Source organism: Nocardiopsis sp. NPDC006198, from assembly GCF_040613895.1.
In the GTDB taxonomy this organism is placed as follows: domain Bacteria; phylum Actinomycetota; class Actinomycetes; order Streptosporangiales; family Streptosporangiaceae; genus Nocardiopsis; species Nocardiopsis tropica.
Map to the genome: position 1 here is coordinate 168,109 of NZ_JBEXSY010000001.1, position 13,486 is coordinate 181,594.

Below are 13,486 nucleotides of genomic sequence, written 5' to 3' on the forward strand. Positions count from 1 at the left end.
CCGCGGCCGGCATCTGAAGGCCCGTGGCTGCGCGCGGAGGCCGCCGGGAACGACGCCCGGTCTCACTGCCGGCGCAAGAGGTGCTGCACGGGGCCGGCGGGGAGCCGAGAACGGTCCCGCCGGGTCGTCGACGGGCACGGGCGGGAGGGGACGAGGGGAAGACCCCGGGGCCCGTGTCCGCCGGCGCGACGACGACTGTCCACATTACCGCAGGCCCCGGTGTCGGCCCGTGTGAGGGCGGACACGGTCGGACGGGTGTCCGCCGACTCTCCTCCACCGGGAGGAGCCGGCCCGCCGGCTTCGGCGCAGCCGGGCCGACAGAGCGCGGCCCCGGCCGCCCGTCCCGGCGGTCGCCCGGTGCCTCATGCGGGCCCCGTGCCCTCCGCCTCGACCATCGCCACCAGTCTCGCCAGTCCCTCCTCGAACTCCGCGTCCCAGTCGACCGGCAGGTCCAGCACCTCTCCCAGGCGGTGGTGCGCCGGCAGCTCCCGGGGGTCCAGGCGCTCACGCCGCTCCCGGGTCCCGAGGTTCCCCTCCCCGAAGCGGCCGCTCACCTCCGAGACGGCGAAGCCCAGCACGAACGTGCTGAACATCCGCTCCCAGCCCGCCACCCGCTCGTGGGGGATCCCCGCGTCCATGAGGGCGCCGTACAGGGGATCCACCACGCGCATCGCCTCCGGTAGCACCACGGGCCTGTTCAGGAGCACCGAGAACGTCTGCGGGTACCGGTGCGCCGCCGCCCTGGCCCCGCGGGCGCAGGCGAGCAGCCGCTCGCGCCAGTCCGCCTCCGGATCGGGCAGGGGCACCTCTTGCAGGACTCGGCCGACCAGCCAGTCCAACAACTCGTCCTTGCTCGCGAAGTACCCGTACAGGGCCATCGGCGTCAAGCCGACCTCGGCCCCGATCGCACGCATCGACATGGCTGCGAGACCTCCCTTCTCAGCGATGCGCAGAGCGGCGGAGAGGATCTCTTCCCGTCTTTCTTGATTTATCTTTCCCATGGCCATACTTTACGCCATAGACAATGTTTCTATACACCGAACAGAACGGGTGGTCGTGGCATGTTGGAGGCATTAGGTCTGGTGAAGGGGTACGGACCGGTCAACGCTCTGGACGATTTCACCCTGGCCGCCCGGCCGGGTGAGATCGTCGGACTCGTCGGGCACAACGGGGCCGGTAAGACCACCTTCGCCAACATCGTCTCCGGGCTTCTGCGCCCCGACGGCGGGCGGGTCCTCGTCGACGGAAAGGCCCCCGGCGCCGCACGCCGACTCCTCGGGCTCGCACCCCAGCACATCGCGCTGTACCCGACGGTCACCCCCCGTGAGACCCTGCGGCTGTTCGGGGGACTGCAGGGGTTGCGCCGGCGCGAGCTCGGCCGGGCCGTCACCGAGATCGCCGAGGCCCTCCGGATCACCGGCTTCCTCGACCGCAGGGTCGGGGTCCTCTCCGGCGGCCAGCAGCGCCGGGTCCAGGCCGCCGCCGCCATGATCCACCGGCCAGCGCTCCTCCTCCTGGACGAACCCACCGCGGGTGTGGATCCCGAGACCCGCCAGTCCCTGTTGGAGGTCGTACGCGACCACGCCCGGACCGGGGCGACGGTCGTCTACACCACCCACTACCTTCCCGAGCTCACCGACCTGGGGGCCAGCATCTCCGTCGCCCGCCACGGGCGGGTCATCGCCAGGGGCGAGGCCGGTGAGCTGCTCCACGGACTCCCCGGAGAGGTCCGCCTCACCTTCGACGACGAGGAGATGCGCGTCCCCACGACCGATCCCGCCGCCACCCTGGCCACGATGCTGGTCGAGGTCACCAAGCCCGTGCGTTCGGTGGACCTGCGCCGGCCCACCCTCGACGACCTCTACCGGGCGGTGGCCCGTGCGCACTGACCTTCCCCGCCGCCTGGCCCTGTTGGTGAGCCACAACACCACACTCCGGTTGCGCGACCCCGGCCACCTGATCAGCTACCTGGTCATGCCGATGGTGCTCATGCTCGTCTTCAGTCCGCTCTACAGGGCTGCGCTTCCCCGGGGCGGTGAGGCCCAGGCGGTCATCGGCATGCTGGTGATGTTCTCCGTGCTCTCCCTGTCCGTCGTGGGCACCGCCTTGCTGACCGAACGCACATGGCGCACCTGGAACCGGATGCGGGTCACCCCGGTCTCGGTCGTGGAGATGCTCATCGGCAAGGCGCTGCCCGTCTTCGTGCTGCTGGTCGTGCAGCAGACGGTCCTCATCGTCTTCGGGGCCCAGGTGGTGGACATGCCCGTCACCGGCTCCTTCGCGCTGATCCTGTCGGCGGTCTGCGTGTGGTCCTTCGCCCTGCTGGCCATCGGCGTGGCCCTGGCCAGCGTGGTGCGCAGCCACGGAGAGCTCGCGGCCGTCTGCGACGTCGGTGCGCTGACGGTGAGCGCGTTGGGCGGAGCCCTGACCCCGATCGCGATGATGCCCGCCTGGGCTCAGGCCGTCGCGCCCGCCTCCCCCGGCTACTGGGCGGTGACCATGCTCAAGGCCGCGGTCGCGGGGGAGGCCGACACCGTCGCGCGGGCGGCGCTCGTCCTCGTCGCGGTCGGAGCGGTGGCGGGCGTGCTGGCCTGCATCCGCATCAGCCGGGGCCTGAAGGAACTCCAGGGATAGGGGACAGGGCCTCGCGCCGGCGTCAGGGCGCGCCCGCGGTGGCCGCGGGAAGCCCGCGGCACGCGTGTGCCGCCTCCGCGAGCTCCATGGGACGACCGCCCGCCGCTGCGCCACCCCGAACGCCGCACCCGGCGCCGCCTGCGACAATAGGGACATGCCGTCCATCTCTCCGTTCCCGGGGCGCACCGCCCGTGCCCACCGGGAGCGGTCGCGCCGCCGCGCCCGCCACGGTGCTCTCCGGGCGATCCCGCCGGGGAAGCGCCCCGCGATCGGCACCGCGACCCCTCGGCGCCGTGCCGCCCGGCGGGTGCTTCCGGCGGGCGGCGGGGCGTGCCGCCCGTGAGCGCGACCGGGGCGGACCCGTCCGGACGCCGTCCGCCCTCCGGATCGCCCCCGCCCCCCGGTGAGGGCGCGGGCCTGGGGGCCTGGCGGCGTGAGCCGAGCACCCTGGTGAAGCAGGCCGCCCCGCTTCCGGGGGGCGCCGACGCGCCCTTCGTCATCATCGCGGAGTCGCACATCCCGGGCGCCCCCGCGGAGTGGGAGCCGCACGCCCACCCCGCGCACGAGCTCGTGTGGGTGCGCTGCGGGGCCATGACCGCCCGTGTCGGCGACCGCGTCTTCACCGTCTCCGAGGGGTGCGGGCTGTGGGTGCCCACGGGGGAGGTGCACGCCGGCCGGCTGACGGCCAAGGCCGAACTCCACACCGCCTTCTTCGCCCCGGACCGCACACCGGTCGCCTTCGAGGGGCCGACGGCCATCGCGATGACCCCGGTGCTGGAGTCACTGCTCCTGCACCTGGCCCGCACCGACATCGACGCCGGGGCGCGGGCACGGGCCGAGGCGGTCGTGTTCGACGTGCTGGAGCCCTCGCGCCCCCAGCTCGCGCTGCAGCTGCCGGGCGACCCCCGGGCCGACGTGATCGCCGAGGCCCTGCTGCGCGACCCCGCCGACGACCGCTCCCTGGAGGAGTGGGCGCGCGACCTGGGGGTCAGCCCCCGCACGATCAGCCGCGCCTTCCGCACCGCCACCGGGCTGTCGTTCGCGCAGTGGCGACAGTCACTGCGCATCCACCGGGCGCTCACGCTGCTCAGCGAGGGGTGCGAGGTGCAGGACGCCTCCGAGCGCCTCGGATACGCCCAGACCAGCACGTTCATCGACGCTTTCCGGCGCGTGATGGGCACCACCCCGGGGACGTACTTCGGCACGCCCCGGGCAACCGCTGACCGGAATTCCGTATCCGGAGTCCGGAAGTCCTGATTGCAGGCGCGGAGCAGCCGTACCTATCCTGAGTGAGTGAAGGCTAACCTAATCTCCTGCTCGGGCGGGCTCGCGTGCGCACGGCCGAACCCGCTGCTCACGGGGCCCGCGCACACCGCCCCCGGCGCCGCCCGCGCCTTGCCGCGGCCCTCCTCCACCGCGGCCGCCGGGACCCCGGCGCGCGCGACGCGCACAGCGCCGTGACGCGCGCACACGCCCTGAGCGGGGAACAGCTGGTCCTGAGCTACGGCAGGTCCACGGTCGTCCACGGAGCCTCCCTCACCCTGGAGCCCGGCCGCGTGACCGCCCTGGTCGGACCCAACGGCAGCGGCAAGTCGACGCTCCTGCGCTCGCTCGCCCGACTGCACCGCATCGACGACGGCCACGTCACCCTCGGCGGCCGCGACGGGCAGCCCGAGCGCCCGGTGTCCCTGCTCAGCGCACGCCGCTTCGCCAGGGAGGTCACCCTCTTCTCCCAGTCCCGCCCCACCCCCGAGGGACTGGCGGTCAGCGAGGTCGTCGCCTTCGGACGCCACCCCTACCGGCGCGGCTTCGCCGGCCTCTCCGCCGAGGACCGCCGCGCGATCGACCACGCCATGAGCGCCACCGGCGTGCGGGACATGGCCGACCGGGCCGCCGGAGAGCTCTCCGGCGGGGAGATGCAGCGCGTCTGGCTCGCCGCCTGCCTGGCCCAGAACACCGGCGTCGTCCTGCTCGACGAGCCCACCAACCACCTCGACCTGCGCTACCAGATCGAGACCCTCGACCTGATCCGCGACCTCGCCGAGGACCACGGCGTCGCCGTCGGCGTCGTCCTGCACGACCTCGACCACGCGGCCCGCATCGCCGACACGCTGCTCCTGCTGAGCGCCGGCCGCGTCCGCGCCGCGGGCGACCCGGCCGAGGTCCTCACCACCCCGAACCTCAGCGAGGTCTACGGCATCCGGGTCGAGGTCGTCCAGGACCCCCGGACCGGCCGGCTCCGCATCGACCCCGTGGGCCGGCACACGGCCCGCGCCCGCACCACCGCCTCGGACCACCCGAGCACACAGGAACAGAGCAGAGAGAACCACCGATGACCCGTCTCCGCCACCTCGCGGCCGCGGCCTCCGCCGCCGCCGTCCTCGCCGCAACAGCATGCGGCACCACCAGCGTCGAGGAGGCCGAACCCGAGGCCGTCGCCGCACCCGCCTCCGAGAGCTGCGCCGACGACACCACGGCCACCTCCACCGACCCGGTCTCCCTCACCGACGGCGTCGGCCGGCAGGTCGAGCTCGACAAGCCCGCCGAACGCATCGCCGTCCTGGAATGGCAGCAGGTCGAGGACGCCCTCACCCTGTGCGTCACCCCCGTGGCCGTCTCCGACACCGAGGGCTACAGCACCTGGGTGAGCGCCGAGGAACTGCCCGAGGGCGTCACCGACATCGGCAGCCGCGAGGAGCCCGACCTCGACACCCTCTACGCGCAGAACCCCGACCTGGTCGTCGTGGAGGCATTCAGCGCCGACGACGAGATCATCGCCCAGCTCGAGGAGCGCGGCGTGCCCGTCCTCGCCACCCTGGGCGCCGACCCGGCCGACCCCATCGGGAACATGCGCGACGTCTTCGGGATGATCGGTGAGGCCACCGGCCGCACCGAGCGCGCCGAGCAGGAGCTCCAGAGGTTCGACGACCACCTCGCCGACGCCAAGGAGCAGGTGGCCGCCCTCGACCTGCCCACCACGGACTTCCTCTACTTCGACGGGTGGCTCCAGGGCGGCAACCTCACTATCCGCCCCTACGGCGAGGGCGCGCTGTTCACCGCGCTCGGCGAAGAGCTCGGCATGACGCCCGTCTGGACGGACGAGATCAACGAGGCCTACGGCGACGGCGGCGTCAACCCCTCCTACGGCCTCGCGCAGACCGACGTCGAGGGCCTCACCGCCGTGGGCGAGGCCAACCTCTTCTACGCCAACGACGAAGGCGTCGGCGGCTACGTCGAGGAGCTGGAGAAGAACCCCATCTGGACCTCCCTCCCCGCCGTCGAGGAGGAGCGCGCGCACGCCTTCCCCCCGCGGATCTGGGGCGCTGGCGGCCCGCGTTCGACGGAGCAGGCGATCGACGGCTTCGTCGACGCGCTCACCCAGGGATGAGCGGAACACTCCAGGCCCCGCCCCGGCGGTCCCCGCTGCCGCGCATCGGCATGCGCGGCGGCACCGCCGGGGCGGCGGTCGCCGCGACCCTCACCGCCGCGATCCTCGCCGTGGGCCTGTGGCACCTCACCCAGGGCACCTCCGGCGTGGGCTGGTGGGACCTGGCGCGCTACGCGCTCGGCGAGCGCGAGGACGTCGACGGGGTGCCGGTCGGCGACGTGCTCACCGGCTCGCGCCTCCCGCGCCTGTTCGCCGGCGTGGCCGTGGGCTTCGCCCTCGGCGTCGCCGGAGCACTGCTGCAGTCGATCACACGCAACGCGCTCGCCTCACCCGACACCCTCGCCGTCACGGCCGGTTCCTACTTCGCGCTCACCGCCGTCGCCGCCTTCGGTATCGCCGTCCCGCTGTGGGCCTCCGGCCTGGTCGCCTTCACCGGCGGCCTGCTCGCCGCCGCCCTCGTCCTGGGAATCGCCGGCCACGCCGCCGGAACGGCCACGACGCGGCTCATCCTGGCCGGCTCGGCCATGGCGATGGCCCTGGACGCGGCCACCGCCATGATGCTCATCCTGTTCAAGGAGAACACCACCGGCCTCTACGCCTGGGGGAACGGCTCCCTCGTCCAGCTCAACATCGACGCGTCCCTGCGCGCCATGCCGGTCATCGTCGCGGTGCTGGCCGTCGCGCTACTGCTGAGCCGGCGGCTGGACGTGCTCGGCCTGGGCGACGACACCGCCGCGTCGCTCGGCGTGCCCCTGCGCTCGACCCGGACCATCGCCGTGCTCTGCGCCGTGCTCCTCACCGGAGTGTCCGTCACACTGGCAGGACCGATCGCCTTCATCGGCCTGGCCGCCCCCGTGCTCGCGCGCCTGATCGCCGGACGGATCCCCTCCCTGCGCCGCCACCTCCTCCTCGTCACCGTCTCCGGACTCCTCGGCGCACTCCTGGTCCTGTTCGCCGACGCCTCCCTGCGCGCCGTGCTCGGCGCCGAGGGCGCCGCCTCCATCCCCACGGGCGTGCCCACGGCCGTGCTCGGCGGCCTCCTCATCGTCGTCCTCGCCCTGCGCCTGCGCGACGCGGGCCCCGTCCGCCGGCCGCCCGGCGCACGGACCGGGACGCGCACCCGCCGACGCTTCCTCGGCGTCCTCCTCACCGCGGCGGTCCTGCTCGTCGCGGCTGTCCTCGTCGGAGCGCTCGCCGGCAGCCTGTGGCTGCGCACCGGCGACATCGCCCTCTGGCTCCAGGGAACCGCCCCCGACCTCATCGGCCGCGCCCTCGACGAACGGGTCCCCCGCGTGACCGCCGCCGTCCTCGCCGGCGCGGCGCTCGCCCTGGCGGGCAGCCTCGTCCAGAGCACCGTGCGCAACCCCCTCGCGGAACCCGGCCTGCTCGGCATCACCGCCGGGGCCGGCCTGGGCGCGGTCATCGTCGTGACCTCCGCCGCGGGCAGCGGCCTGCCCTCCCTCGTCACCATGGCGATCCTCACCGGCCTGGCCACCTTCGCCGTGATCGCCGCCCTGGCCTGGAGGGGCGCGCTGCGCCCGGACCGGTTCGTCCTCATCGGCATCGGGTGCGGCTACAGCCTCAGCGCCCTCACCACGTTCCTCCTCCTGCGCGCCGACCCCTGGCAGACCCCGCGCATCTTCACGTGGCTCTCCGGGACGACCTACGGGCGCACCTTCCCCGACGTCGTACCGGTCGCCGTGGTGCTCCTGGTCGCGGCGCCGCTGGTCATCGGCCTGGCCCGCCACCTCGACCTGATCGCCGTCGACGAGGACACCCCCCGCATCCTCGGCATGCGGGTGGGGCGGACGCGGCTGGCGCTGCTCAGCGTCGCCGCGCTCCTCGCGGCCGTCAGCGTGGTCGCGGTCGGGGTCGTCGGCTTCGTCGGGCTGGTGGCGCCCCACCTGGCCCGCGCACTGGTCGGCGCCCGGCACGGGCGCAGCATCCCCGTCGCGATCGTGCTGGGAGGACTGCTGGTCTGCGTCGCCGACACCCTCGGCCGCACGCTCATCGCCCCCTCCCAGATGCCGGCCGGGCTCATGATCGCCCTGGTCGGAGCCCCCTACCTCATCTGGTTGCTGCGCCGCTCCCACATCTGAGCCCCCGCAGCCCGCACCCCACGAGGAGACCCCGATGCCATCCAGCCGCCCCGACGCACCCGCCCGCGGCGCCGTCCTCCCGTTCGACCCCGCGGCCCGGCCCGCGCAGCTGGAGCGGATCGCGCCCGGCACGGTCCTGGAGCGCTGGGAAGCGGTCGACCGCTCGAACCACGAGCCCCGGATCGTGGCCGTCCCCGACGCCGCAGGAGAGGGCTGGGCCGGCGCCGCGCTGGTGACCGCGCGCCCGCAGACCGCCTACACCAAGATCGTCGACGCCGTCGGCGACGTCCCCGCCGCCGTGGAGGCGGTCCTCGCCCACGCCCGCGACCAAGGGCTCGTGCAGGTCAAGTGGGAGGGGTGGACGGCCGACGCCGCGGACGCCGCCGCACTCGGCTTCACCCCGATGGAGGCCCCGCGCGGGACGACGGACGGCGCCGCCCGCCCGCCCGTGGGCTACGTGCGCTGGCTGGACGGGGGCGGCGACGGGACGGCGGAGCCTCCGTACCACCGCCAGTCCACGAACTTCACCTGCGGCGCCGTCGTCGCCCTGGTCGCCCAGGTCCAGGCGGGGGCGGTGCCCCGCGACTCCCTCGACCGCCCGGCGGAGCTCACGCTGTGGCGCGGCGCCACCAACTTCCCCGCCTGCGAACCCGTCGGACTGGGCGTCGCCGTGCGCCGGACCTGGCCGGCCTCGCCCGTGACCGTCTTCCTCGACACGGACCGGCCCGTCCTCCTCGACTCCTACACCGAGGCCGAACAGGAGTGGCGCGCCCTCCTCCAGCAGGTGTCGCGGACGGACGCGGCCCGGGCCGGGGTCCCGATCGACCCGCACCGCCTCACCCTGCCCGGGATCCGCGACGCGGTCGGCCGGGGCGACCGCGTCCTGCTCCTGCTCTCCCTGGCCGTGATGCTGGGCTTCGACGTGCCGCACTGGGTCCTCTGCCACGGCGTCGTACCCGGCGCCGTCGTGATCGAGGACCCGTGGACCAACGACACCACCGGCGACACCTGGGTCGACGCCCACCTGCTGCCCGTGCCCGACGCCGCGCTCGACGCGATGGCGGCGGTGGAGCGGGGCGGCCACCGCGGCGCCGTGGTCATCGGAGCCCCGGAGGCGGCGGGGTAGCACCGCCGGTGAAGCGGGGCCGCGGTGGTCATCCCTCGACGCGGTAGGCGCGGGCCTGGATCCCGTACAGCTCGGCGTAGCGTCCGCCGAGTTCCATGAGCTCGGCATGGGTGCCCTGCTCGATCACCCGCGCCCCGTCCATGACGACGACGAGGTCGGCCGTGCGCACGGTGGAGAAGCGGTGTGAGACCAGGAGCGTGACGCGGCCCCGGTCCTTGAGTGCTCGGGCGCGCTCCGCGTACCGCTCGAACAGCAGGTGCTCGGTCTCGGCGTCCAGGGCGGAGGCGGGCTCGTCCAGGAGCAGGAGCAGGGGCTGGTCGCGCATGTAGCCGCGGGCGAGCGCGACCTTCTGCCACTGCCCCTCGGACAGCTCAGCCCCACCGGCCCAGGCGCTGCCGAGCTGGGTGTCCAGCCCCCGGTCGAGCCGGTCGACCAGGGCGTCGGCGTCGGCGCGCTCGACCGCCCGGTCCACGGCCCGGCCTTCCCCGGCCCTGGCCAGGTCACCCACCCCGATGGACAGGCGCAGCGGGTACTCGAAGCGGGCGAAGTCCTGGAAGGCCCCCGAGAGCCGTTCACGCCACGCGTCGGCGGGCATGTCGGCCAGGGGGACCCCGTCGACCAGGATCCTCCCGGAGTCGGGCTCGTACATCTTCGCCAGGAGCTTGACCAGCGTGGACTTGCCCGCTCCGTTCTCGCCGACGACGGCGACCACGGACCCTGCCGGCAGGTGGAGTGTGACGTCCTCCAGAACCCGCCGGTCCGTCCCGGGGTAGGCGAACGAGACCGCGTCCAGGGTGATGCCGGAGCGCATCCGTTCCGGCGGAGGGGTGGGGCTCCGTTCGGCCGCCATGGAGGACAGCTCCTCGAGCCACAGCAGGCGGCGTCCTCCCTCCAACCAGATCGTGCGGAGGAAGTGGACCTGGCTGAGCGTCTGGCCGAGGTACTGGGCCAGACGGCCGCCTGCGGTGAGGAGGAGGACGACCTCGGCCGCCGAGCCGCCGTTCAGCGCCACCCCGGCGACGGAGCCCGCGAACGCGCAGCCGAAGACCGTGAGAGCCGCCGTCTGCCACAGAGTGGTCGTCCAGCGGGCCCGGGCCATGGCACGGTGCCGTGCGGCCCAAGACTGGTGGCGCCCTCGACGGACCCGTTCCCCGGCGCGGGCGACACGCAGCTCACGCCCGGAGGAGGCGTTCGTGCCCAGCAGGAAGAAGTGCCGTGCCAAGCGCCCGTGGTGTCCGAGCCTCTCCTCCAGCGCGTGCTCCGCCCCTCCCCGCCAGTGGGAGACCGCGGCGGTGGGCGCCGCGAAGAGTCCCAGCAGACCGAGCAGGGGATGGACGGTCATCAGCAGGGCCATGGTCAGGCTCAGGCGCAGGACGGCGCCGACCACCTGGAACAGCTCCTGGTAGACCTCGCTCAACGTGTCCGCGTGGTCGCGGACGAGCTGGACGCGGTCGACGTAGGAGGGGCGTTCGTGGTGCTCCAGGGAGGGGAGGCCGCTCTGGAGCCGGACCACGTGCGCTTCCATGAACACGGCCGTGCGATCGGCGAAGCGGCGGTTGGCCCGCTCGCTCAGGAGGCGCAGCAGCCAGCTCATGACCGCCAGCGCGCCCAGGAGTACGGCGGCGGTGATCACGCCGACCTGTTCCCCGGACAGCACCGCGTCCGCGAGCAGAGCCAGGGCGGCGGCGATGAGGACGTCGGGGAGGGAGGCGGCGACCGTCGTGGCGAACGCGACGGCGATGAGTCCGGGGGAGGCGGTCCAGCCCAGGCGCAGCGTGCGGCCCAGGCCCCGCCAGGACGAGGGCAGGGGGTGGTCCTCAGCCGGCACTGTCGTCCCCGTTCCGTTCTTCGTCGAACCGCGTGGCCTGGATCTGGAAGAGGCGTTTGTAGGCGCCCCCGAGGGCCATGAGTTCGTCGTGGCTCCCGAGTTCCACGACCCTGCCCTGATCGACGACGCAGATCCGGTCGGCGCGGCGGACCGTGGAGAAGCGGTGGGAGATGAGCACGGTCGTGCAACCCCTCGTGGCCTCCAGGACGCGGTCGAAGACCTCGGCCTCGCCGCGTACGTCCAGCTGGGCGGTGGGCTCGTCGAGGACGACCACTCCGGCTCCCAGGCTCACGGAGCACAGGACCCGGGCGAGGGCGACGCGCTGCCACTGCCCTCCGGAAAGGTCGGTGCCGTTCTCGTACCCGGGGGAGAGGACCCGGTCGAGGTCGCGCAGGTCCGCGGCGCCGGCGGTGGTCAGGGCTTCGAGGACATCCTCGGGTGTGGCGCCCGGGGCGGCCACGTTGTCCGCGAGCGAGAGCTCGTAGCGGATGAAGTCCTGGAAGACCGCGCTGATCCGGCGGCGCCACGACTCCAGGTCCAGGTCCCGGAGATCGGTGCCATCGACCTCGACCGTTCCCGAGACCGGGTCGTAGAGGCGGCACAGGAGCTTGACCAGGGTCGACTTCCCGGCGCCGTTCACCCCGACCACGGCCAGCGAGCTCCCGGCCGGGACGGTGAGGTTCAGGCCGTCGAGGACCGGCGCGGACATGCCCGGATAGGCGAAGGTCACGTCCCGGAACCTGATCTCCGCCGCCGGCATCCCCTCGGCCGGGGTCCCTCCGGAGACCACGCTGCGCGCTTCGGCGCTCGACGACATCGTCGCCTCCACGCGCAGCACCGACGCGACCCCGTCGGCGGCCAGGGACAGGGCCCAGTTCAACCCGCCGAAGGCCAGTGCGCTGGCCCCCACCGCCGCGTAGGCGAAGGTGCTCACCTGGCCCAGGTCGACGGCGCCCGAAGCGGCGTCCCGTCCCAGGGACCAGAAGAACAGTCCTCCCGCTACCGTCAGGACCACCACCGCCCAGCGCATGGGCTTCTGCCGCAGCCGGGTGGTGTGCCACCGCAGCTCGACCAGGGTCCGGCGTTCCGAGGCGAAGCGGTCCGTCAGCCAGCTCGCGAGGCCGAACAGCCGGATCTCCTTGGCGGCGGGGGAGTCCACCGCCAGCCGGTAGGAGTACTCGGCGCGGCGCTGGGCGTCCAGGACCTCCCCCGTGTGGCGGTCCCACCGGGTGCTCTCGCGGAGCAGCCAGTGGGTGGAGAGCCAGGCGCCTCCCACCAGGAGCGGCGCCCACCACGCGTAGGCGGCCAGGACCACTGCCTGTGCCAGGCCGGAGACCGCCTCCACCAGGCCGCCGGCGATGAAGCCCATCGACAGGTGCAGGGGCGGACCGGTCATGCCGAGGTCGAAGTCCCGGGCAGAGGTCAGCTCGTCCATGTGCGCACGGTTCTCCAGGTGCGCGACCCCTTCGGGGGCGCCCGCGGCGACGAGCAGCCGATCGTGCAGACGGTCGGAGACGTGCTCTCCCAGGAGGGAGCCGACCTGGGTGTGCAGGGGTGTCAGGAGCTGCATCAGGACGAAGACGGTGCCGATCAGGAGCAGCGGCGCCACCAGCGGGGCGTCGTCGGCGACGGCGCCGACGAGTGCTCCGACCGCCACGACGAAGCCGGCGGGAAGAACGCCCTGGAGAAGGATCAGCGCCCACCACAGGGCGGTCAACCCGGGGTGCGACTTCCACAGGGTGGCGAAGAAGACCCATTCCCTCCGCGCCTTGAGCAGGGCCGGCGGATTACTCCTTCCGGAGCGCACCACTTCTTCGGTGTCAGGGGTGGGCACCCTGTGCACCAGCCTTTCTCTCGGTGGATCGTGATTCACGGGGAGATCGCTCGGTGCGACTGCCGGGTGGTGGAATGAAGGCATCAGGGAGTGCCCAGCTGCAATGGCTCGGCGATGTGGAACCTACCTTCGCCCTTGCCGGGAGGTCAACTCCATTCCGCAGGAAAGGCTGCTTCGGTAGTGCTTCCACCAGGCGGTTGATCAGATCTGAATTTTCCGCATCACCGTTGTGGCCGTCCGTTCATCGGTGGGTTTTTCTCACGCCTTCGGGCCGGGGCGTCGTAGGAGGAACAGGGCGGCGGCTGCGGTGATCCCCGGATGCGCCAGGGGACGGGCCGGATGCGGTGGGGGCCGGGTGGCTCGGGCGATATTGTCGTGGTCGGAGTGACGAAGCAGTTCGACGGCGAGCTCGCGCACGGCCCGACCACCTGATCCGCACAGGTACGCGCGGTCGACCACGGCGCCGCGCTCGAGAACGAGCCCGGTATGGCCGGTGCCAGGAAAACACCGGAGTTCGACCGGAATTCGGGCGGGCCCCGGGTCGGGCAGATCGGACCCGGACCAGTGACCCCGAGGA

Annotated in this window: 10 protein-coding genes; 7 read left to right on the top strand and 3 right to left on the bottom strand. The window is 73.3% G+C overall.

The annotated features are described in order from the left end of the window. Window positions 1-362: 362 nt before the first annotated feature. Window positions 363-1,007: a TetR/AcrR family transcriptional regulator gene (locus ABZ234_RS00830; RefSeq protein ID WP_355010422.1), complete on the bottom strand. Its 645-nt coding sequence runs from the start codon at window positions 1,005-1,007 to the stop codon at window positions 363-365. Between the two features lie 54 nt (window positions 1,008-1,061). Between ABZ234_RS00830 and ABZ234_RS00835 the strand changes: the two genes are divergently transcribed. The 7 genes from ABZ234_RS00835 (at window position 1,062) to ABZ234_RS00865 (ending at window position 9,247) form a co-directional block, all read left to right on the top strand. Further along, the gene (locus tag ABZ234_RS00835; protein ID WP_355010423.1) at window positions 1,062-1,889 is read left to right on the top strand and encodes an ABC transporter ATP-binding protein; all 828 of its coding nucleotides are present in this window, start codon (window positions 1,062-1,064) and stop codon (window positions 1,887-1,889) included. Then, window positions 1,879-2,634, top strand: a complete 756-nt coding sequence (locus ABZ234_RS00840) for an ABC transporter permease (RefSeq protein WP_355010424.1) — start codon at window positions 1,879-1,881, stop codon at window positions 2,632-2,634. Before ABZ234_RS00835 ends, ABZ234_RS00840 begins: the two co-directional genes overlap by 11 nt. Window positions 2,635-2,973: 339 nt before the next feature. Beyond that, window positions 2,974-3,891: an AraC family transcriptional regulator gene (locus ABZ234_RS00845; RefSeq protein WP_355010425.1), complete on the top strand. Its 918-nt coding sequence runs from the start codon at window positions 2,974-2,976 to the stop codon at window positions 3,889-3,891. 200 nt (window positions 3,892-4,091) lie between these two features. Next, on the top strand, window positions 4,092-4,970 hold the full coding sequence (locus ABZ234_RS00850; protein ID WP_344177665.1) for an ABC transporter ATP-binding protein: 879 nt from the start codon (window positions 4,092-4,094) through the stop codon (window positions 4,968-4,970). Then, window positions 4,967-6,022: an iron-siderophore ABC transporter substrate-binding protein gene (locus tag ABZ234_RS00855; RefSeq protein WP_355010426.1), complete on the top strand. Its 1,056-nt coding sequence runs from the start codon at window positions 4,967-4,969 to the stop codon at window positions 6,020-6,022. Before ABZ234_RS00850 ends, ABZ234_RS00855 begins: the two co-directional genes overlap by 4 nt. Continuing rightward, the gene (locus ABZ234_RS00860; RefSeq protein WP_355010427.1) at window positions 6,019-8,121 is read left to right on the top strand and encodes an iron ABC transporter permease; all 2,103 of its coding nucleotides are present in this window, start codon (window positions 6,019-6,021) and stop codon (window positions 8,119-8,121) included. Before ABZ234_RS00855 ends, ABZ234_RS00860 begins: the two co-directional genes overlap by 4 nt. Window positions 8,122-8,155: 34 nt before the next feature. Next, window positions 8,156-9,247, top strand: coding sequence for a peptidase C39 family protein (locus ABZ234_RS00865; RefSeq protein ID WP_355010428.1), 1,092 nt, complete (start codon window positions 8,156-8,158; stop codon window positions 9,245-9,247). A 28-nt stretch (window positions 9,248-9,275) separates the two neighbouring features. On the opposite strand, the gene ABZ234_RS00870 is transcribed toward ABZ234_RS00865, so the two are convergent. Both ABZ234_RS00870 and ABZ234_RS00875 read right to left on the bottom strand, forming a co-directional pair. Beyond that, complete coding sequence (locus ABZ234_RS00870) at window positions 9,276-11,075, bottom strand: ABC transporter ATP-binding protein (protein WP_355010429.1); 1,800 nt, start codon at window positions 11,073-11,075, stop codon at window positions 9,276-9,278. Then, window positions 11,065-12,909 (bottom strand): ABC transporter ATP-binding protein, encoded by a 1,845-nt coding sequence (locus ABZ234_RS00875; protein ID WP_355010430.1) that lies wholly within the window; start codon window positions 12,907-12,909, stop codon window positions 11,065-11,067. The genes ABZ234_RS00870 and ABZ234_RS00875 overlap by 11 nt, the downstream gene beginning before the upstream one ends. Between the last annotated feature and the right edge of the window lie 577 nt (window positions 12,910-13,486).

Excerpts from the sequence above, each read along its gene's own strand:
- ABZ234_RS00830 (WP_355010422.1), bottom strand. The coding sequence starts at position 1,007 with ATGGCCATGGGAAAGATAAATCAAGAAAGACGGGAAGAGATCCTCTCC.
- ABZ234_RS00835 (WP_355010423.1), top strand. The coding sequence starts at position 1,062 with ATGTTGGAGGCATTAGGTCTGGTGAAGGGGTACGGACCGGTCAACGCT.
- ABZ234_RS00855 (WP_355010426.1), top strand. The coding sequence starts at position 4,967 with ATGACCCGTCTCCGCCACCTCGCGGCCGCGGCCTCCGCCGCCGCCGTC.
- ABZ234_RS00860 (WP_355010427.1), top strand. The coding sequence starts at position 6,019 with ATGAGCGGAACACTCCAGGCCCCGCCCCGGCGGTCCCCGCTGCCGCGC.
- ABZ234_RS00865 (WP_355010428.1), top strand. The coding sequence starts at position 8,156 with ATGCCATCCAGCCGCCCCGACGCACCCGCCCGCGGCGCCGTCCTCCCG.